This window comes from Sinorhizobium saheli (genome assembly GCF_001651875.1).
In the GTDB taxonomy this organism is placed as follows: Bacteria; Pseudomonadota; Alphaproteobacteria; order Rhizobiales; family Rhizobiaceae; genus Sinorhizobium; species Sinorhizobium saheli.
In genome coordinates this window covers 127,554-146,059 of the sequence record NZ_LNQB01000076.1, presented here as the reverse complement: position 1 = coordinate 146,059, position 18,506 = coordinate 127,554, and the positions used below count along the sequence as shown (strand labels likewise).

Below are 18,506 nucleotides of genomic sequence, written 5' to 3'. Positions count from 1 at the left end.
GCGTCTGGATATGGCCAGCGCCAGGGGGATGTGTCGCAAGCCGACACCGGGAAAGAGGAGACCCGCAGAGTTTTCCCGGGGCGAAGCGGGCCGACGGCCCTGATCGGCAGCACTCAAGAGGAGGATGAGATGAAACGACTTCTTATATTGCTCGCCTGTACGTCTATAGGCAGCGCACAGGTCGCCCTCGCCAACCCGGATCTGCAGAAGCAGATCGATGACCCCAACCAATGGGCCATCCAGACCGGCGACTATGCCAACATGCGCTACTCCAAGCTCGACCAGATCAACAAGGACAACGTCGGCAAATTGCAGGTGGCGTGGACCTTCTCGACCGGCGTCCTGCGCGGTCACGAAGGCTCGCCGCTCGTCATCGGCGACATGATGTATGTCCATACGCCGTTCCCGAACACGGTCTACGCGCTGGACCTCAGCAAGGAAGGCCAGATCGTCTGGAAATACGAGCCGAAGCAGGATTCGGAAGTCATTCCGGTGATGTGCTGCGACACCGTCAATCGCGGCGTTGCCTATGCGGATAACAAGATCTTCCTGCATCAGGCCGATACCACGGTGGTGGCGCTGGACGCCAAGACCGGCAAGGTGATCTGGAGCGTCAAGAACGGCGATCCTTCGAAGGGCGAGACCAACACCGCCACCGTCATGCCGGTGAAGGACAAGGTCATCGTCGGCATCTCCGGCGGCGAGTTCGGCGTCCGCGGTTCCGTGACGGCCTATTCGATGGCGGACGGGAAACTCCTGTGGCGCGGTTACTCCATGGGCCCGGACAGCGACACGCTGATCGATCCCGAAAAGACCACGCATCTCGGCAAGCCCGTCGGCAAGGATTCCGGCACGGCCACCTGGGAAGGGGACCAGTGGAAGATCGGCGGCGGCACCACCTGGGGCTGGTATTCCTATGATCCCGAACTGAACCTGATGTATTACGGCTCGGGCAACCCCTCGACCTGGAACCCGACCCAGCGGCCGGGCGACAACCGCTGGTCGATGACGATCTTCGCCCGCGACGTCGACACCGGCATGGCCAAGTGGGTCTATCAGATGACGCCCCATGACGAATGGGACTATGACGGCATCAACGAGATGATCCTGACCGACCAGCAGATCGACGGCAAGGATCGCAAGCTCCTCACCCACTTCGACCGCAACGGCTTCGGCTATACGCTGGACCGCGTCACCGGCGAACTGCTGGTGGCGGAGAAATACGACCCGGTCGTCAACTGGGCGACGGAAGTGGTCATGGATCCGAAGTCCGAGCAATACGGCCGGCCGCAGGTCGTGGCGCAGTACTCGACCGAGCAGAACGGCGAAGACACCAACACCACCGGTGTCTGCCCGGCGGCGCTCGGCACCAAGGACCAGCAGCCCGCGGCCTACTCGCCGAAGACCGAGCTGTTCTACGTGCCCACCAACCACGTCTGCATGGACTATGAGCCGTTCCGGGTGAGCTACACCGCCGGCCAGCCCTATGTCGGGGCGACGCTGTCGATGTACCCGCCGAAGGACAGCCACGGCGGCATGGGCAACTTCATTGCCTGGGACAACAAGGAAGGCAAGATCAAGTGGTCCCTGCCGGAGCCGTTCTCCGTCTGGTCGGGCGCCCTGGCTACGGCCGGTGACGTGGTCTTCTACGGAACGCTCGAGGGCTATCTGAAGGCGGTCGACGCCACGACGGGCAAGGAGCTCTATCGCTTCAAGACGCCGTCCGGCGTGATCGGCAACGTGATGACCTATGCCCATGGCGGCAAGCAGTACGTCGCCGTGCTGTCGGGTGTCGGCGGCTGGGCCGGCATCGGCCTCGCGGCCGGGCTGACCAACCCGAATGACGGTCTCGGAGCTGTCGGCGGCTATTCGGCCCTCAGCAACTACACCGCGCTCGGCGGCACCCTCACCGTGTTCAAGCTGCCGGAATAGTCGGCACTCTTCGCCCGGGAACGGGCGCGGGGGCTTGAAAACCCGCGCTCGTTCGCTCTCCGCCTAGAAGGACGCAAGATGACCAGAATGATACCCGCCGTACCGTTGATCCTTGCCGCGCTGACGCTCGTGGCCGGCGCCGCCGCCGCAGAAGATGCCGAAGCTCCCAAGGACAATATCACCGCCGCCCGCGAGGAAAACGGCCGCTACTACACCGCCGACGACGTTCCCACCTTCAAGATCAAGGACGGCACGGTCGACTGGCTGACCTATTCGGGCTTTCGCCGCTATCACGCGGAATGTCATGTCTGTCATGGTCCGGAAGGCGAGGGCTCGAGCTATGCCCCGGCCCTGAAGAACTCCGCAATGACACTGGACTACTACGCCTTCGTCGATGTCGTCACCAACGGCCGCAAGAAGGTGAACGTTGCCGAGAACTCGGTGATGCCCGCCTTCGGCCAGAACGTCAACGTGATGTGCTATCTCGACGACATCTATGTCTACCTGAAGGCGCGTGGATCCGGCGAACTGCCGCGGGGCCGCCCCGCCAAGAAGGAGCCGAAATCGGATGCGATCCGCGATGCTGAAAACGCGTGTCTTGGTACCAACTGATGCATGTCGCCCAAAAGCGTGCAGCGGTCTCGGGACAGCGACACGCATGGACGAGAACCTGAAGCGCGTCGCGCGGACACGTCTGATCGCGATGCGCTTTAGAGCATTTTGCAGCCGGGTGGCATCACCCGACGTCGCAAAGATGCGGCAAAAACAGACGGATAGGGCGGTGGCGCGAACGCATGTGAGCGCATCCCGCTCCAGCCTCGCGGCTGCAATCGGCGTCCTCGCGCTGGCCTTCGCCGGGATTGCCCCGGCGCTCGCCCAGACGTCGGACCTGGTGTCGAAGAAGGCGTTCCGCGTCTGTGCCGATCCGGCCAATCTGCCGATGTCGGATCGATCCGGCCACGGCTTCGAGAACAAGATCGCCGAGCTGATGGCGTCGAAGCTCGGATTGCCGTTGGAATATACCTGGTTTCCGATGGCGACCGGCTTCGTTCGCAAGACCCTGCAGGCCAATGCCTGCGATGTCGTCATGGGCTATGCCCAGGGCGACGAACTGGTGTTGAACACCAACCATTACTATACCTCGGCCTATGTCCTCATCGTCCCGTCCAAGAGTGCGCTCGCCGGCGTCACCACGCTCGCCGATCCCCTTCTCAAGGACAAGCGGATCGGCGTCGTCGCCGGGACCCCGCCGGCGACGCATATGGCGCGAAACGGGCTTTTGCCGAAGGCCAGGGGATACCACCTGATGGTCGATCGGCGCTACGAGGATCCGGCCGATGAGATGCTCGCCGACCTCGAAGCCGGTGTCATCGACGCCGCCATCCTCTGGGGGCCGATCGGCGCACCGCTGGCCAAGGCGAGCCATCCGGACCTGAAGGTGACGCCGCTTCTGTCGGAGCCCACACCGCCGAAGCTCTTCTACCGCATCACCATGGGCGTGCGGCAAGGCGAGAAGGTCTGGGAGCGCAAGCTGAACTCGCTGATCCGCCGGAACCAGTCCGAGATCGATGCCATTCTCACGAAGGCGGGTGTGCCGCTCTTGAACGATATGGGGACGGCCCCGCTCGAGGCGTCGAACTGATGGCCGAACCGGCCGCCGGCGAGGCGATGAAGTGATCACTGCCGGGTCGCCGGTGGCGTCGACACGAAACGCCCGAAAGCGCGCGGTCCGTCGCCGGTCGTGACCTCGCCGACGATCTCGAGGCTTTCGGCGTCGATGACCGTCAGGCTGTTTGAGAACCAGTTCGCGACGATGATCCGGCGGCCGTCGGCCGATGCGTCGATGCCTTCCGGATATTCGCCGGTATCGATGACCGCGATCGCGGCCAGGCTTCGGGCGTCGAAGACGCTGACGCTGTCGTCATACTGGTTGGTGACGAAGCCGCGTCCGGAGGCGAAGGCCACCGCATAGGGCCGATCGCGGGTCGTGACGTGGCCGAGAACCCGGCCGCTCGCCGGATCGACGGCCGTCACCGTATTGCTGCCGACGTCGGCGGAAAAGAGCCGGCCGTCCGGCGAAAACGTCAGGCCGAACGGCCGCAGTCCGACCGTCACGCGATGGCGGAGCGTCAGCGTTTCGGCATCGAAAATGGAGACCTGGTTTGCGTCCCGGTCGGCGGTCGCGAGCCACCGGCCATCGCGGGAAAGGGCAAGGCCGGCCGGCGCACTGCCGGTTGCAAGCACGGTCAGCGTGGCCAGGCCGTCGGCGGCGATGACGAAGACGCGCGCATTGTACCAGTCCGACACGAAGACGCGGCCGCGCCGCTCGTCGACCGCAACGCCGATCGGCCCGCCATCGAGCTTGCGCTCGGCCACCGGCGCGCCCGCGGGCATGCCGAAGCGCCGCAGCATCTTGGCGTCGGGGCTGACGGTGAAGACGGCACCGAGCCGCGGCGCGACCGCAACGCCGGCCGGTTGGCCGGGCACGGCAATCCGCCCGACCTCGACCATCCGGTCGAGATCGACGACGCTCAGATCGCTCGACGACTGGTTGGTGACATAGGCGTAGTCGGCCAGGGCGCCGCCCGGCAGGGCCAGGGCGGCGAGCACGACGGCAAGCTTGATGCGGCTATTTGCCGAACTTCTTTTCGAGCGCATCGAGACCGGCCTTGTACACCGCGCCGACAGCGGCAAGGGCTGCCTCGTCGTTGAGGTTGGCGGGGGGATCATTGTTCGGATAGCCGCGGTAGAAGGCGCCCTTCCATTCGATGTGCGAGCCGCCGCCGGCGTTCGCCGTCACCGTGAGATGGGAGGAATAATTGGTGACCGGCAGCACGTTCACGTCGACCTCGGTGATGCGGTAGGAATAGGACATCTTCGCCGCATCGTATTTGTAGAGGACTTCGGAGATGGTCGGGCCGCCGGCCTCCTCGAGCGTCAGCACGCGCGTCGCGTCGACGGCATTGCCGCCCTTGCCGGCGGTCGAGAACACGGCCGGATGCCAGCTCATGTCCTGGAAATTGCCGATCACCGCCCAGACGGCGTCAGGCGCCGCCGCCACATCGACCGACAGCGTCAGCTTCTGCCGCGTCGGGCCGTGCGCCTCGGCCAGGGCCGGCAGGATCAGCAGGAATGTCAGCAGGAAACGACCGAGATACCGCATTGTGCTCCTCACGATTTGAAGACGTGGATTTTTCAGGATGGAACGAAGGCCGCGCGATGAGCTGTCGTCGGTGCGGGCCAGGATAAGCGCTAGCGGAATGCATTGCATCGGCTCAGGCTAGCACAGGCATTCTGCCGGGCTACGCTCCATAAGTATCGGTTTTGCGACGGCGACCGCGTTGTTAACTTCTCCCGGGAGTGCCTGGAAATTTGGGAGGAGTTCCGATGAAAATACGTTTGGTGACTGCCGTCGCTCTCACGGTGCTGCTCGCCGCGCCGGCGGGCCTGCGCGCCGAGGAGATTCCTGCCGAAAAGCAGAAAGCGATAACGGACATGCTCGCCACGATGAAATGCGAGATGGATCCCGCCAACATCGAGGCGAACGGCGAGGGTTACGAACTCGACGATGTGTTCTGCGCCGATGGCCAGTACGACATGGATCTCGATGCCGACCTGACCGTCGCCGGCAAACGCAAGGAATGAGCGCGGCAACGAAGCTGGCAAGCATGGTCACGGCACGACAGCCCCGTGCGTCTGACATGACGCACGGGGCTGTCGTGCCGTGATCCGCTTCTTACCCGCGGTGGGGCTGGGCGCCCTGGCCGTAGCCGTCGAGCGGCGCCCCGAGGCCCGCGAGCGGCGGTATCGGCTGCGGCGGTTCCTCGGGCTCCGGTTCGATCCCGCGGCGGCGCAGGTCGTCGCCGGACAGGAGCGGCCATCCGCGGCGGAGAACATGTTCGAGCCAGGCGCCGCAGGCCTGCGACGTGAGCACCGCGGTAAGGACGAGGGTCGTGAAGAACGGTGCGTTGATAGCGGACGTATTCTTCGGCCGTCACGTGCCCGGCGATGGTGTTCGCGTCAGATTGCAATCCCAACTTGCATCGCAGCAATTCTCTAATAAGATGTGCCGATAGATTTACACGCCTACAGGCTGTATCGCGCAAGGGGGAATGTCGATGGCAGGACGCATGATTGTCGGGGGCAATGGCAACGATGTGCTCTATGACGACAACGGCCCGAACACATTCGAAGGCGGCGGGGGAACGGACACCGTCAGCTACACCAGGTCCAGCCGCGGGGTCGTTGCCGATCTCGCTTCCGGACATGCCTACAAGCTCATCTCGATATTGCCGCTCGGCGACTCCATCACCCATGGCGTAATCGCCAGTTCGAGCGATACCGAAAGCGGCGGCTACCGCAAGTTCATGCAGGATCGGCTGCGTGCTCTGGATGTCAGTGTGGATTTCGTCGGATCGCTCGTCAACGGCCCGGCGGACATGCAGGACCGTGATCATGAGGGGCACCGCAACTGGACGCTCAATCAGTTGAACAGCATCGACGAAAGTGTCCTCGCAGCGACGCGGCCGGACGCGGTGCTGTTGATCGCCGGCACCAATGACAGTTCGACCGACAGCGTGTGGACGATGCTCCAGGATCTGTGCAACCTCCTCACCAGCCTGACGGCGCAGGACCCGGACGTGACGGTGTTCGTGGGCTCGCTTCCTCCGGTTCGCGTCGGCGAGCAGTCGCAGCAGCGGGCGGAGCGGGTCGATGCCTATAACGACGCCATGCCTGCGCTCATAGAAGAGCTGGCAGCGCTGGGACTGAAGGTGGTTTTCGTCGACATGCGCGACCTGACGCCCGATGACGTCACGGCGCCGCCGCTCGACAGCGGATTGCATCCGACAGCGGGAGGCTACGAGAAGATTGCCGCCCACTGGCTGGAGGCGCTGGAGGAGCATTTCGGTCTGGACGGAACGGGCATCGGAACCGATCGCGATGACTTCATCGACATAGAGAACCTCACCGGTTCAGCCTATGCCGATGCGTTGAAGGGTAACGACCAAGCCAACACGCTGGATGGTCTTGCCGGCGATGACGTGCTCCAGGGGCGGGGCGGCGCCGACCTGCTGATCGGTGGAAAGGGCGCCGACACGTTGGTCGGCGGCGAGGGCGATGACTTCTATTCCGTCGAGAACATCGGCGACGTGACCATCGAAGGGTCTGGCGGCGGCACCGACGAAACCCATGCCTACGTGAACTGGACGCTGGCCGACAATGTCGAAAACCTGCTTTTGCGATCGGCCGCCAATCTCAATGGCCGGGGCAACGCGCTGGCCAATACCATGATCGGCAACAGCGGCAACAACAGGCTCGAAGGCGGCGGCGCCAATGACGTATTGGACGGTCGCGCCGGCAACGACCGGCTGGTGGGCGGCCTCGACGACGATTTTCTCACGGGCGGGTCGGGCGATGATGTCTTGGTCTTCAGCATGGGCGACGGCCGCGACACAATCGCTGATTTCAACGCGTCGGGCGATGACGTCCTGGAGATTTCCGGATATCTCGCCTATGAGGAACTGCTCCAGGTCGATGAGGATACGCTCGTCGTGCTCTCCGACGGCGATGCCCTGTTGCTCGAAGGTGTGCTTGCATCAAGCCTTTCGGCGAGCGATTTCCTCTTTGTCTAGCGCATGTTGCAGTCGCCGCTGCAGCACTTTGAATTGCTGCATGTCTTTGTCCCTGAAGCGAGCTCGATCCAAGGGGCATGCAGGAGATGTGTCCAAGCCCCCAACAATTGGGGGTTGTCATCGATGCGCTGCCGCGCAGAATGCCGCCCGTCTGACAAAGCCGATCAACCGCGCCTGGGGGTCGGCGTAGCGGAGGCTAACCATGCGCCAGACCTGGCTCGACGTCGCCAAGGGCGTGGGCATCGTCCTCGTCGTCCTGGCCCACGTTCTTACCCACAGCAAATGGCAATGGGCGCCGGGCATCTATTTCGCGATCTCGCTCTTCTACATGCCGTTCTTCTTCGTCATCTCCGGCTATCTCTTCACGGTATCGGATCGGCGGGTTCTGCTTGAAAAACGGGTGCGGGGGCTCCTGATCCCGTATTTCGCCTTTCTCAGCCTCGTGAGCGCGGGCACGCTGCTCGTCGACCTCATTCGAGGGGACATCCCGGCGCCTTGGCAAATCAAGGAACTGATGAGGAACGCCATCTGGGGCGGACGATACCTCACCCGCGAACTCGGCGTCTTCTGGTTCGTCACTTGCCTCTTTGCGACCCAGATCATCTATAACGAGGCTGCGCTCAGAACCAGGGGGCCGACCGATCGGGCGATGCTCATCTTCGTGGCCTGCTCCGTCGTCCTCGCCTATGTCATCCAGGCCCTTTGGCCGGACATACGCTCCCCCCTCGCGCTTTCCAATGTCCCGCTCGCCGTGGGCGCCTTCTGGTTCGGGCATGTCCTGCGCGAAGGACGCCTTGGCGCGGTTACGATAGCCATGGCTTCGATGGCCGCCTTCGGCGTCTCAGCCGTCGCGGCTGCAATGGGCACAGACTTCACCTTCACCATGAAGAACACCATATTCGGACCGCCGGTCCTCGGCCTCCTGCTCGCTCTGGCCATCTCGGCCGCCATGCTCGGCCTCGCGTACCGGATCACCCGGACCGGCTTTCCGGTCGCGCCGATGGCGGAGCTCGGCAGGGCCTCTCTGGTTATCATGTTCGCTCACCAGTTCGTCCATTTCACGCTGCGCGATGCGGGCGTCACCTCCGAGGCCGTGCTGATAGTGCTTTCGGTGGGGCTGCCTTACCTCCTCTATCGGCTCTTGAAGTCGTCGGTGATCCTCTCTCCCTGGTTCCTCGGGCAGGGCTCGCTGTTGCTCAGCGTCGACCACGTGCGGCGGAGTTTCGCCGGCGGCGCGAGATGAGTTTTCGACAGCCTGCGCTTGCGTGCCGTCGCGATCAGTTCAACTTCAAGGTGGAAATTCCTTGATCTTTGTCCGGTCTTGAGCAAGATTGTGCGTTGCACAAGACTGGCGGCGACGCGGCAATCGGACCGCGGCAGGAGTTGCTGCCTGTGTCACCGGTCGTCAGGGAAGCAGGTCAATGACGTGACCCAGCAAGGGATCGAACGAGAATGCTTCAAGACATGCCCGTTTACAAACAGCTTATCGTGTTCGGCATAGCGGGCCTCGCGGTTGTCGGAATTTTCGACGCGCTTGCCAATCTGCCGGTGGTTTCCGGGTGCTCGTTCTATGGCGAATGCGCGCTCGGCGACCTCTCCACGCCGCCGACGGATCTCGGCCACGATCCGGTTCTGCAATGAGCGAGCCTGCGAAAACGGCGCTCATCGTCTATGACGGCGATTGCGTCTTCTGCCAAAGCTATGTCCGCTTCATGCGGTTGCGTGAGACGGTGGGCCCGGTCGAGTTGCTCGATGCCCGCTCGGGCGATCCGCGCGTGGCGGCTTTCCAGCGCCAGGGCTACGACCTCAACGAAGGAATGCTCTTCGTCCTCGAAGATCGCGTCTATCATGGCGACGAAGCCGTCAACATGCTGGCGATCCTGAGTTCCTCGTCATCGCTGTTCGCCCGGCTCAACCGGACGATCCTCTCCAACAGGACGGCCGCAAGGCTGATCTATCCGGCCCTCAAGTTCGGCCGCCGCATTACGCTGCGCCTGCGCGGCCGCCCGCTTCTTCCTGCCGATCTCGACGGGGCTCCCGATCCCCGCCAGGGCTGGTGATCCGGCAAAAGTCTCCTCCTTGCCCATCGATCGGCGGTGCCGGCCAACTTTGCCGGCACCGCAAAAAGATAGAGCGGTGGCGCGAATGCATGTGAGTGCATCCCGCTCTTGAGCTCCGTGCTCCGATTCTCAACCCTCTGGCGTCGATGACGATGACGGCCCCGGCCCAGTCGTCGTCATCGCCAGCGCCATCGCGCATCGGCCGCATGCATCAGTGCGTGCAAACCTTCGGGCGGGTGAAATCCACCGGCTTGAAGATCAGCAGCTTGCGCTCGAGGAGGTTCGGCATCTCCTCCGCAAGACTTGCCGCCGTTGCCCGCGTGACGGTGACACCGTCCTTCACATAGGTCACCCAGGCTTCAGGATTCCACCCAAGCTGCCTCTTCAAGTCGTGCAGGATGTGGAATTGGCCGGCCTGCGATTGCTGCACCCAGCGCGGCTCGGAGGAATCGATGACCTTCACGACCTCGTTCTGGTAGTTGAAGAGATAGGGCGGCTTTGAAAAGAGCAGGTGGTTGGTCTGGCCCGCCTCCGTATGCAGGTTGCTGAACATATTGATGGAGCTCTCGGTCTTCAGGCCGACATAGGGGGACCAGCAGGAGACGAAGAACAGTCCGGGCACGACATAGACCCAGGCGGGCGGGCGGGGCGCGGCGACATTCTCGCAGGGCAGGTTCTGCAGCGCCACATAGGTGAGCACGACCATCGCCGCGCCGCCGATCATCGCCCAGGCCAGGACCCAGACGGAATGGACGATCATGTCGAAGGACCGGTCCGGGAAGGCGAGGGTCAGGAGCATGACGATGGCGCCGACAACGAGCATCAGCACCAGCCCGGGAATGAGCGTGCCGATCCTTCCGAAGCTTTCACGCAGCGCAGTGGCGACGGTGAGCGAGATGCCATAGAGCATGCGGCTGGCGGGCGTCGGGATGCTCAGCACGTACAGCGCAAAGACCAGGCTGGAAAAATCCATGTACCAGGAATAGGCGGAGATCGGGATGATGTAGTGGAAGATCAGTGCCAGGATGAAGCCGACGGCGAAATATCGCTTCCAATAGAGCGATATGATGGCGATCCCTTCGATGACGAAGGTGGCGTAGATCGCCAGATAGCGGCCGAAAAGGTTGTCCTCGAGCCCGAAGGGACGGGCGAGCGGCGCATACAGTCCCACGGCGCAACTGACGGAAGGATCGAGAAAATCCGTGTTGATCTTATGGAAGATGCCGTAGAAGTACATGATTGCGAGCAGCGCGCGCGCAACGACGCGGACCTGGTTGTATAGCGCCACCCGATCGATGGAGCCGCCGCCCCTCAGATAGAGCACGGCGGCGCTGAGCAGGATCGCACCGTCCATGACGGTGGTGATCGTCTTGTTGTTGGAAGCGACCGGCAGGCGGATCACGTATAGCACCACCGACGCCGCGACGAGCGCCAGGAGGATCCAGGTGCGCCGCGGGTAGAGGAAAAGCAGCAGACTGAAGACGATGACGGCCCAGCCGAGCGCCATATAGGCCGTTCCCTTGTAGCCGATGAGGCCATAGGTGTCGCCGGCAATACTGAAGATCGCGGCCAGTGCCCAGAACGGCGTGAATGCCGTCAGGCCGTCATAGGTGTAAGCCAAGTCTTTGACGCTTGTGGCCTTGCCGCGTCGGAAATTCCAGAAAGGTATCGCGCTTGCCGTCATCGCAGAATCCTGTTGAAGTGACCTTTGGACGCGCCGTCGTGACTCTATTGCCGGATCGTCGGTGCATCCGGCACTTTGCGGTGATGCCGAGGCCGAAAAGTACTCGCGTTCACGTGGATCGTCTTCACACAACTCCCATTCGAAGCCTCCCGGCGGTCAATCGGCACGGTGCCTGCGGGCCGGCCTCCGCCATTTGAAAATCAAATGCACGCAACGGTCGTGCTATCTATGGTTTGGTTGCAGCGAACTTACATCTTGAAATCCTGTATGGCAACCTTCATTGTGCAATGCAAAGGCGAACTTGAATTGTTGTTGCACTGCGAAAAGCATCCCCGTATTTCGGGGCGATCGTCAATCGAAGCAGGGATGAGGGACAGAGTTGAACGCCAGCCCATTCGATCCGCCCGAAGGTTCGCTTCGCAATTCGGTCGGGCGCGGCGCTGTTGCCACCGCCAGCGCGCAGGCTTTGAAGGTCGCGACCCAGATCCTCTCCGTCATCGTCCTTTCACGGCTGCTGTCGCCGCAGGATTTTGGCATCGTCGCGATGTGCGCTCCGGTGCTCGCCTTCATCGCCCTTTTCCAGGATTTCGGCCTCACGCAGGCAACCGTGCAAAAGAGTGCCGTCACGCATGATGACGTGAACTATCTGTTCTGGATCAACATCGCCGTCAGCGTCGGACTTGCATGTCTCATGATGGGCGCGGCGCCCCTGGTCGCCGCCCTTTATGGCGAGCAGCGCGTCGGTCCCCTGATCGCCGCCATGGCGGTTCCGATCGTGGCCTATGGCCTCGGAGCCCAGCACCTCGCCCTTCTTAATCGCCGCATGGATTTCGGACGGCTCGCGATCATTGAGATCGCAAGCGCAGTCGCCGGCTTCTGCACCGCGGTCGCCTGGGCCACCATCGACCGATCCTATTGGGCGCTTTACGCCGGCACGCTCATGAGCGCCATCCTGCCCACCGTTTGCTATTGGGCGAGTTCCCGCTGGGTTCCGGGCCTGCCGCGCAAGTCGGAAGGTGCCGGCGCATTGCTCAACTTCGGCGCAGGCATTACCGGCTTCAATTTCGCCAATTTCTTCGCCCGCAACCTGGACAACATTCTGATCGGCCGATACTGGGGCAATGCCGAGCTCGGGCTTTACGACCGCGCCTACAAGCTTCTCCTGTTTCCGTTGAGCCAGGTCACCAACCCGCTCTCGAAAGTCATGGTGCCGGCGCTTTCGCGCCTGGCCGCTGAGCCCGACCGCTATCGCAGCGCCTATCTTCGCGTGATGCCGTTGATGCTCGTCGTCGCGCTTCCGGGCGTTGCCGCGGCAATCGCGATCGCCGATATGCTCATTCCCTTCGTGCTCGGGGAACAATGGCGGCAGAGCTCCGACATTTTCCGTGCACTCGGATTTGCCGGCCTGCTGCAGCCTCTCAACAACCCGGCCGGCTGGCTGTTCATCAGCCAGGGGCGCTCGGGCGAATTCATGCGCTGGGGCATCGTCACGGCCGTGACCTCGGCGCTTGCCTTCGTCATCGGGCTGCCCCATGGAGCGCTCGGCGTCGCCGTGCTCTACGCCGCGAGCGAATATGCGCGGACACCCTTTCTATGGCTGTACGTCTGCCGGAAAGGGCCGCTGAGGGTCGCAGACGTGGTCCGCGCCGCAATGCCGTTCGTGCTCGGATCCCACGCCGCCGTGGCCGGCGTATGGCTGGTGCGGCCCTTCCTGGCCGACCACATGGTTCTCGCGATCTTGACGGCCGGGATCCTCTCATACGCCATCACGCTTGCGGTCGTGCTCCTTTTTCCGTTCGGTCGCGGAACGATGCGGGACGCAGTCGGTCTCCTGCCGAAGAGAACGATCAAGCCGACACGGGACAGGGCTTAGAGCATTTTGCAGTCAGGCGGCATCACCTGACGTCGCACAATGCGGCAGAAACGAACAGATAGAGCGGTGGCACGAACGCAGGTGAGTGCATCCCGCTCTACCATTCGACGCGGCAACGCCCGAAGCCGGGTCGCAAGATCAGGCCGGCCGCTTCACCAGATTCTTGAGGGACTGATATCCCCTGTCGCCCAGCATCGCGCGCGCTGCCGACTTCAGCAGTGCGTGCCTCCCTTCGGCGGATTTTACCTGCCGCAGTCGCTCGCGCACCAGCGCCGAAGCCGGCGTGATCATCTCCTGCGTCTCGATGCAAAGCACGGGCTTTCCCGACAGTCGGGCAATATTGACGGCCTGATGATGCTCGCTCTCGATGAACAGAATGGCATCCGACCGTCGATAGACCTCTGCCTTGAAGCGGCCGTGGGCCGCAAGGCGTTGGCGCTCTTCCTTGCTCGGCAGGTCGAGCATGACGAGCTCATCATATTCAATTCCCCGCGCCGCCAGCCAGGCCTCGGTTTGCGGGCGATATTTTTCCAGGCGGCTCGTCACCAGGGCGCCGATCCTGCGCGTCGGCACATGCAACGGGCGTGCATCCGCCAGAAAGCGCAGATAGGCGGCCCCGTCATCGTTTTCGTCATCGCTAGGGTCGAAACACAGGACCCCGTCGATATCGACACAGCTCTGTTCCAGGAACTTGTGGTGGATCAGGTTCCATTGAAACAGCCGCGGTTGAGGGACGACTTCGAACACGAAATCGGTCTCCTCGTAGCGCTCGTAGCTGCCGTAGACGGCGGCGAAGATCAGCCGCTCGCGGTCGATGCCGGATGCGGCCGCCTTGACCCTCGCTTCCCTCATGGCACTGCCGCCGTTGATGCTGTCGTCAATCACCAGAATCCGACGCATCTCGGACATCGATCGCCCCAGCGCGGCGGAGCGCTTGGTGATCCCGCTGGAAAAGACCTTTCCGGCGACGAAGCTGTCGAGATCGGTCATCTGGATGTTGGCCGTAAGGCTGACGAGATTGGCGGCCAGTATGCCGCTGCGCGGGACGCCGACGACCAGGTCGATATCGCCCGGCAGCCGGTGCAGGTTGCGCGCAATCGTGGCATTCATGTCGGTAACGGATCGATACTGCATGTGAGCTGCCCCTCGCTCGTGATCGTGGCGTTGTTAAACGGACTCGAAATTTGCAAACGGGTTCACGCAGTGCTGGCTGCCGGAATAGGTGATGGGATCATCCGGTCCCTTGCGCCAGGCGTAGTCCGTCAGGAGATGAAAATCGGCGAGCAACAGGCGCTCGAACCGCTCCAGCCGCCGTGCCGGATCGCCGGGCAAGAGCGGACGCGCGAGGTCCGCGAGCCTCAGCCGTTCGAAAAGGGTCGACGCGTCCGCCAGTTTCTCCGTCGGGAAATCCCAGGGATTGCGCTTGCGAAATTCCAGCATGAACGCGCGCAGATGGTCGTCCGTGATGGTGAGGCTGCCGAGATATCGCTCGAGCGTCGCTCGCACCATGTCCAGATCGGAGAAGGAGCGCATTGCCGCATAGGCAAGACCGGTCGATGCCAGTCCGCCTGCCGCAAGGGCGAGAACCGTGCGCCTCGAAACTTTGTTCATAGCCGCTCCTTCACACGATCCGACTGGCGGACCTCAACGAGAGTGCCGCCGCAGTCAGGCTGGGATTGGCGCAGGAGCAGCTCGGGAAAGTGCTCGTGCCGACGACCACGAGATTGCGGAGCTCGTGATGGATGAGGTCGCGGTCGACAACGGAGTCGCTTCGGTCGAGCCCCATGCGCAGCGTGCCCTGGACATGCGATTCCGTCCCCCGTACGCCGCGATCGATGATTTCCTCGACGGGCAGCGGCGCGAGAATCTCGGGCAGCTTCTCCAGTGCCCGCGCCATGCCTTGGACGGCATAGTCGGCCGGCCCCCTGTAGTTGATGAAGGCGTTTTCGTTTTCGTCGAGGCTGACGAAGTTCTCCGGTTCCAACAGGTCCTCGGTGACGATCACCAGCGGCAGCGTTTGCCGCAGCCTTGCCTTCTCCGCGCGCAAGCCATGCTGCCATCGGTTCTCGAAATAGACGAGGGCCGCCCCCTCTTGCGAGCGGTGCGCGCCGTCATAGAGGCCGTAGTTCAGGCCGGTGGTGATGGTGCTGCCATCGAAGTTGTCGATCCCGTCGAGATAAACCTCGACGTTGCGGCCATAGGATTCGTGCAGCCCTCGCCCCACGAATTCGCCACCGAGGCTCGACCTCAGCATGATGGCCGCGCTCTGGATTCCATTGGCGCCGAGAACGAAGAGATCGCCGGTCGCCACATGCTCCTTCCCGCCATGGCGGAAGGTCACCGCGCGAATGGAGCCGGCGGCATGGTCCAGCCGCCGGACCTCCGAGCCGAAGCAAACGGATACGTCCGGGTGCTCGAACACATGCATCAGGCCGTTGTTGGCGGTGAACTTCGCATCCATGGGACAAAGCCAGCAACGAAGCGATGCACAGCAGGCGGGGCGCGTGTCGGTAGCGACCCGCGCACGCGCCGTCGGCATGACGAAATGCCGTTCGGGCTGCGCCTTCTTCATCATGCGGTCCGGTGTCGACATGCGGTGCGGTGGCTGCGGAAAGGGCATCGACCTCGGCATGATCGAGGCCATGTCCGGGTCGCCCGAAATGGACATCACCGTTTCCGCCTGGCAGTAGAAAGGCTCGAGCTCGTCGTAGTCGACCGGCCAGTCCTGGCCGATTCCGTAAAGGCTCTTCAACCGGAAATCATTGGGATGCAGCCTCGGCGTTTGCGCGAACCAGCAGTTCGTGCCGCCGCCGAGGCCGATCGTATAGTTCCAGGGCTTTGGCGAATTGCTCCTGTAGGTCTGCTCGTCCTTGAGATCGGTGTTGGCCCCGTGTTCCAGTTGCCACGCATGCGAATTGTGCCGCCCCCATTCGAGCAGCAGGACGCGCGCCTTCCGGCGTTGCAGGAAGCCATGAAGAAAGAAGGCGGAGCCAAAGCCGGAACCAATGACGACGACATCGAAGTGCTCTCGATCAACACTCTCGGGGCGGATACCCAGGACCATCGGCTAGCCCCCTTTCAGGGAAGTGTGACGGGGCCCCGTTTCGACGAACGCTGCCGCGGCCACGTCCGTCAGGGCAGGGCCGGAGCGGCGTGGGTTCGCAGGGTCAGTTTGAACGAGGACAAAGTTCATTTCTTCGATCACAACCTTTGCTCATTGCCGACCACGGTCGGCTCCGTACGCATGTGTCACGCCCGCTCGCGCCGATATCGGGCCGCGGCAGAGACGGACCGGACGATGATGTCGAGGTCCTTGAGCAGCGACCAGTTCTCGACGTAGGGCCGCTCAGCCGCCGGTTGGTGGGCGTGAGACGCCTCGTCCCAGGCGCCGAGCCGCCATGGCCCCGTCAGGCCCGGCCTTGCGTTCAGGTAGAATTCCGCAGCATTTCCCAGGCGTTCGAGCTCGGTCGGCGCGAGCGGGCGCGGGCCGACGATGCTCATGTCGCCGCGCAGAACGTTGATGAGTTGCGGCAAGTCGGCGAGGCCGAGCCGCGTGAGGACCGCTCCGGTCGGCGTGAGGTGCCGGTCGGACTCGGACGGCTCGCTCCCCGTGCCGGCGCCGCCCGCTCCCCGGGGAGGACGGAGATGCATCGCCGCCCAGCCGTCCATGCCGTCGGTCGTCGTGCGGAACCGCAGGCAGTTGAACACGCAGCCGCCGCGACCGATGCGGAGATGGCTCTGGAAGACCGGCCCGCCGTCGGCAAATGCGATGAGGACGGCAAGCAACAGGAGGATGGGACTGAAGAACACGAGTGCCAATGAAGCGCCGCCGATGTCGAACCCGCGCTTCACGAGCCCGCCGACAGGACGACCGGAGACCCCGCCAGCCCGTCGAAAACTCCGGTTCGTTGACCAGGCCAGACCCCGCATTTCGCCACCTGTGAGTGCAGCCAATAAGCGCGCACACGTTAACAAGATTCTACCGCATTGCAACATACACGTAGAAGTTTTCTTGCGTTCTGCTCCGCTTTCCTGCCCGGCCGCATGTCTTGTCGAGGCTTGTCGCGCCGGGGAAAAAGGGCTGTGCGCAGCATCGCCGGATCCGCGGATATGGGATTTGTGCAGTGCCAAAAAGGCGAGAAACGTAGAAAAAACCATGGCTTGCGCACGCTTACGTTGAGACCGGTTTTGTCACTGGGGTTCACGATCCGGGGCGGAGGCCTAAAGTCCTTCCCGCCGCCAGGATGACGTCGCCGTCGCAATCAACTGTCGCCGGAAATGGCGCGGGTCCCCGGCTAGAAGAGGTTCACGCCATGCGGGCCGATATATTCGATCCGAAATCCTTGCGTCCGCGCCTTGCCCATGAACCGGTTCGCCCCGACGAGATCCGTTCGGATGACATCCCCATCCGAGGGAGACACCGGTTGGTAGTTCGCTCGGACCCATCTCGCTGCGCGGTCGGACAAGGCCGAGACTTCCCACATGAGGTCGGCCGCTCTCTGAATGCGAAAATCAGCGCCCTCGCTGCGGGCCGTGGTGATGCCGGATCGAGGGCCAGACCCTTCTGCCAGCGTCTCCCGGGAAACGGTTGAACGGTCCATGAGTCTCCTCCCTTGCATTCTTCGGCACCCGGGTCGGCGCGCAGTCCTCGACGGCGGCGACCGGGCGTGCAACCGTGGTTGTGGCGTTATCCCTCGATGGTTGCGGGAACTGGGTCGCACATTTCTTCGCGAACTGCTACCGTAGATAGGTAAGGGTTTTGCGCAGATTCATCTGCGGGTAGCCGATCGGTCGCCGTGCCGCGCGCCTGTACTCAGATCCCCGACCCGTCGAGCTCCCGGTCGTTTTCGCCTTCCCAGGGCGAGGGCATGGAGGTGCGGTTGAGATTGGCCGAGGGCATCGGCATCCAGCACTTCAACTCCGGCTCGGCATATTCGATGATGCGGCCGGGTGCAGAATCGGCGGCGCGCCAGCCTTCCGGGCCGAACTGATCGCCATGCGACCAGTAGGCGAGATCGACCTCTGCCGGCCCCTGTTCGGATGGGCGGATCGTGACGAGGATTCGACTGCCGTCTCTCGGCGCGCTTGCCATCTGGCGCCAGCGGTCTGGTTCGGCCATCGTTTTCCTCCTGCCTTGCTCCCGGCCGCAAGTGTCGCCTTGTCGTCGAAAACGGTCAACTGAAACCTTGCGCGACCGCTGCCTGTCGATCGATCGGCCGCGCCGCCACGGCTGGTTAAGTCAGGGGTGGCGACCAGTTCGACTTGTGCAAAGATGGGTTGTCTCCGCGCAGGTCAGGGCGGCGGTCAAATCGGCCAGTTGCTGC

Annotated in this window: 19 protein-coding genes; 9 read left to right on the top strand and 10 right to left on the bottom strand. The window is 63.1% G+C overall.

The window, feature by feature from the left end:
* Positions 1–129: 129 nt before the first annotated feature.
* The 3 genes from xoxF5 (at position 130) to ATB98_RS17845 (ending at position 3,574) form a co-directional block, all read left to right on the top strand.
* Positions 130–1,932: a lanthanide-dependent methanol dehydrogenase XoxF5 gene (xoxF5, locus tag ATB98_RS17855; RefSeq protein ID WP_066875832.1), complete on the top strand. Its 1,803-nt coding sequence runs from the start codon at positions 130–132 to the stop codon at positions 1,930–1,932.
* 78 nt (positions 1,933–2,010) lie between these two features.
* Positions 2,011–2,544, top strand: a complete 534-nt coding sequence (locus ATB98_RS17850; RefSeq protein ID WP_066875831.1) for a c-type cytochrome, methanol metabolism-related — start codon at positions 2,011–2,013, stop codon at positions 2,542–2,544.
* Between the two features lie 142 nt (positions 2,545–2,686).
* Complete coding sequence (locus tag ATB98_RS17845) at positions 2,687–3,574, top strand: substrate-binding domain-containing protein (protein ID WP_066875870.1); 888 nt, start codon at positions 2,687–2,689, stop codon at positions 3,572–3,574.
* Between the two features lie 35 nt (positions 3,575–3,609).
* On the opposite strand, the gene ATB98_RS17840 is transcribed toward ATB98_RS17845, so the two are convergent.
* On the bottom strand, positions 3,610–4,590 hold the full coding sequence (locus ATB98_RS17840) for a YncE family protein (RefSeq protein ID WP_066875830.1): 981 nt from the start codon (positions 4,588–4,590) through the stop codon (positions 3,610–3,612).
* Complete coding sequence (locus ATB98_RS17835; RefSeq protein ID WP_066875829.1) at positions 4,562–5,095, bottom strand: SRPBCC family protein; 534 nt, start codon at positions 5,093–5,095, stop codon at positions 4,562–4,564. Before ATB98_RS17835 ends, ATB98_RS17840 begins: the two co-directional genes overlap by 29 nt.
* 224 nt (positions 5,096–5,319) lie before the next feature.
* Here ATB98_RS17835 and ATB98_RS17830 point away from each other — a divergent pair, with 224 nt between their 5' ends.
* On the top strand, positions 5,320–5,577 hold the full coding sequence (locus ATB98_RS17830; protein WP_084435530.1) for a hypothetical protein: 258 nt from the start codon (positions 5,320–5,322) through the stop codon (positions 5,575–5,577).
* 91 nt (positions 5,578–5,668) lie between these two features.
* On the opposite strand, the gene ATB98_RS17825 is transcribed toward ATB98_RS17830, so the two are convergent.
* Positions 5,669–5,866, bottom strand: coding sequence for a hypothetical protein (locus tag ATB98_RS17825; protein ID WP_066875828.1), 198 nt, complete (start codon positions 5,864–5,866; stop codon positions 5,669–5,671).
* A gap of 184 nt (positions 5,867–6,050) precedes the next feature.
* Between ATB98_RS17825 and ATB98_RS17820 the strand changes: the two genes are divergently transcribed.
* The 4 genes from ATB98_RS17820 (at position 6,051) to ATB98_RS17810 (ending at position 9,625) form a co-directional block, all read left to right on the top strand.
* Positions 6,051–7,565 (top strand): GDSL-type esterase/lipase family protein, encoded by a 1,515-nt coding sequence (locus ATB98_RS17820; protein WP_167354088.1) that lies wholly within the window; start codon positions 6,051–6,053, stop codon positions 7,563–7,565.
* Positions 7,566–7,767: 202 nt separating this feature from the next.
* Positions 7,768–8,808, top strand: a complete 1,041-nt coding sequence (locus ATB98_RS17815) for an acyltransferase family protein (RefSeq protein WP_066875826.1) — start codon at positions 7,768–7,770, stop codon at positions 8,806–8,808.
* 221 nt (positions 8,809–9,029) lie between these two features.
* Entirely contained in the window at positions 9,030–9,206 is a 177-nt protein-coding gene (locus tag ATB98_RS29045; RefSeq protein WP_153435977.1) for a hypothetical protein, read from the top strand.
* A complete protein-coding gene (locus ATB98_RS17810; RefSeq protein WP_066875825.1) occupies positions 9,203–9,625 on the top strand; it encodes a DCC1-like thiol-disulfide oxidoreductase family protein in 423 nt (140 codons plus the stop codon). Before ATB98_RS29045 ends, ATB98_RS17810 begins: the two co-directional genes overlap by 4 nt.
* A gap of 211 nt (positions 9,626–9,836) precedes the next feature.
* Here ATB98_RS17810 and ATB98_RS17805 read toward each other — a convergent pair whose 3' ends face one another.
* Entirely contained in the window at positions 9,837–11,309 is a 1,473-nt protein-coding gene (locus ATB98_RS17805; RefSeq protein WP_066875824.1) for a thiol-disulfide oxidoreductase, read from the bottom strand.
* 379 nt (positions 11,310–11,688) lie between these two features.
* On the opposite strand from ATB98_RS17805, the gene ATB98_RS17800 reads away from it, so the two are divergent.
* Positions 11,689–13,182, top strand: a complete 1,494-nt coding sequence (locus ATB98_RS17800) for a lipopolysaccharide biosynthesis protein (protein WP_066875823.1) — start codon at positions 11,689–11,691, stop codon at positions 13,180–13,182.
* 138 nt (positions 13,183–13,320) lie between these two features.
* Here ATB98_RS17800 and ATB98_RS17795 read toward each other — a convergent pair whose 3' ends face one another.
* The 6 genes from ATB98_RS17795 to ATB98_RS17770 form a co-directional block, all read right to left on the bottom strand.
* A complete protein-coding gene (locus tag ATB98_RS17795; protein WP_066875822.1) occupies positions 13,321–14,316 on the bottom strand; it encodes a phosphoribosyltransferase family protein in 996 nt (331 codons plus the stop codon).
* 33 nt (positions 14,317–14,349) lie between these two features.
* A complete protein-coding gene (locus ATB98_RS17790; RefSeq protein WP_066875821.1) occupies positions 14,350–14,793 on the bottom strand; it encodes a hypothetical protein in 444 nt (147 codons plus the stop codon).
* A 10-nt stretch (positions 14,794–14,803) separates the two neighbouring features.
* Complete coding sequence (locus tag ATB98_RS17785; RefSeq protein WP_066875820.1) at positions 14,804–16,246, bottom strand: GMC oxidoreductase; 1,443 nt, start codon at positions 16,244–16,246, stop codon at positions 14,804–14,806.
* 185 nt (positions 16,247–16,431) lie between these two features.
* Positions 16,432–17,034, bottom strand: a complete 603-nt coding sequence (locus ATB98_RS17780) for a sugar transferase (RefSeq protein ID WP_167354087.1) — start codon at positions 17,032–17,034, stop codon at positions 16,432–16,434.
* Between the two features lie 443 nt (positions 17,035–17,477).
* Positions 17,478–17,783 (bottom strand): hypothetical protein, encoded by a 306-nt coding sequence (locus ATB98_RS17775; RefSeq protein WP_066875818.1) that lies wholly within the window; start codon positions 17,781–17,783, stop codon positions 17,478–17,480.
* A 212-nt stretch (positions 17,784–17,995) separates the two neighbouring features.
* Positions 17,996–18,301 carry a hypothetical protein gene (locus tag ATB98_RS17770; RefSeq protein WP_066875817.1) on the bottom strand — a complete coding sequence of 102 codons (306 nt, stop codon included), beginning with the start codon at positions 18,299–18,301 and terminating at the stop codon, positions 17,996–17,998.
* Positions 18,302–18,506 lie beyond the last annotated feature (205 nt).

Bases quoted from the DNA above. Each gene is read 5' to 3' on its own strand.
- xoxF5 (WP_066875832.1), top strand. From the start codon at position 130: ATGAAACGACTTCTTATATTGCTCGCCTGTACGTCTATAGGCAGCGCA.
- ATB98_RS17850 (WP_066875831.1), top strand. From the start codon at position 2,011: ATGACCAGAATGATACCCGCCGTACCGTTGATCCTTGCCGCGCTGACG.
- ATB98_RS17845 (WP_066875870.1), top strand. From the start codon at position 2,687: ATGCGGCAAAAACAGACGGATAGGGCGGTGGCGCGAACGCATGTGAGC.
- ATB98_RS17840 (WP_066875830.1), bottom strand. From the start codon at position 4,590: ATGCGCTCGAAAAGAAGTTCGGCAAATAGCCGCATCAAGCTTGCCGTC.
- ATB98_RS17835 (WP_066875829.1), bottom strand. From the start codon at position 5,095: ATGCGGTATCTCGGTCGTTTCCTGCTGACATTCCTGCTGATCCTGCCG.
- ATB98_RS17830 (WP_084435530.1), top strand. From the start codon at position 5,320: ATGAAAATACGTTTGGTGACTGCCGTCGCTCTCACGGTGCTGCTCGCC.
- ATB98_RS17820 (WP_167354088.1), top strand. From the start codon at position 6,051: ATGGCAGGACGCATGATTGTCGGGGGCAATGGCAACGATGTGCTCTAT.
- ATB98_RS17815 (WP_066875826.1), top strand. From the start codon at position 7,768: ATGCGCCAGACCTGGCTCGACGTCGCCAAGGGCGTGGGCATCGTCCTC.
- ATB98_RS29045 (WP_153435977.1), top strand. From the start codon at position 9,030: ATGCCCGTTTACAAACAGCTTATCGTGTTCGGCATAGCGGGCCTCGCG.
- ATB98_RS17810 (WP_066875825.1), top strand. From the start codon at position 9,203: ATGAGCGAGCCTGCGAAAACGGCGCTCATCGTCTATGACGGCGATTGC.
- ATB98_RS17805 (WP_066875824.1), bottom strand. From the start codon at position 11,309: ATGACGGCAAGCGCGATACCTTTCTGGAATTTCCGACGCGGCAAGGCC.
- ATB98_RS17795 (WP_066875822.1), bottom strand. From the start codon at position 14,316: ATGCAGTATCGATCCGTTACCGACATGAATGCCACGATTGCGCGCAAC.
- ATB98_RS17790 (WP_066875821.1), bottom strand. From the start codon at position 14,793: ATGAACAAAGTTTCGAGGCGCACGGTTCTCGCCCTTGCGGCAGGCGGA.
- ATB98_RS17785 (WP_066875820.1), bottom strand. From the start codon at position 16,246: ATGGTCCTGGGTATCCGCCCCGAGAGTGTTGATCGAGAGCACTTCGAT.
- ATB98_RS17775 (WP_066875818.1), bottom strand. From the start codon at position 17,783: ATGGACCGTTCAACCGTTTCCCGGGAGACGCTGGCAGAAGGGTCTGGC.
- ATB98_RS17770 (WP_066875817.1), bottom strand. From the start codon at position 18,301: ATGGCCGAACCAGACCGCTGGCGCCAGATGGCAAGCGCGCCGAGAGAC.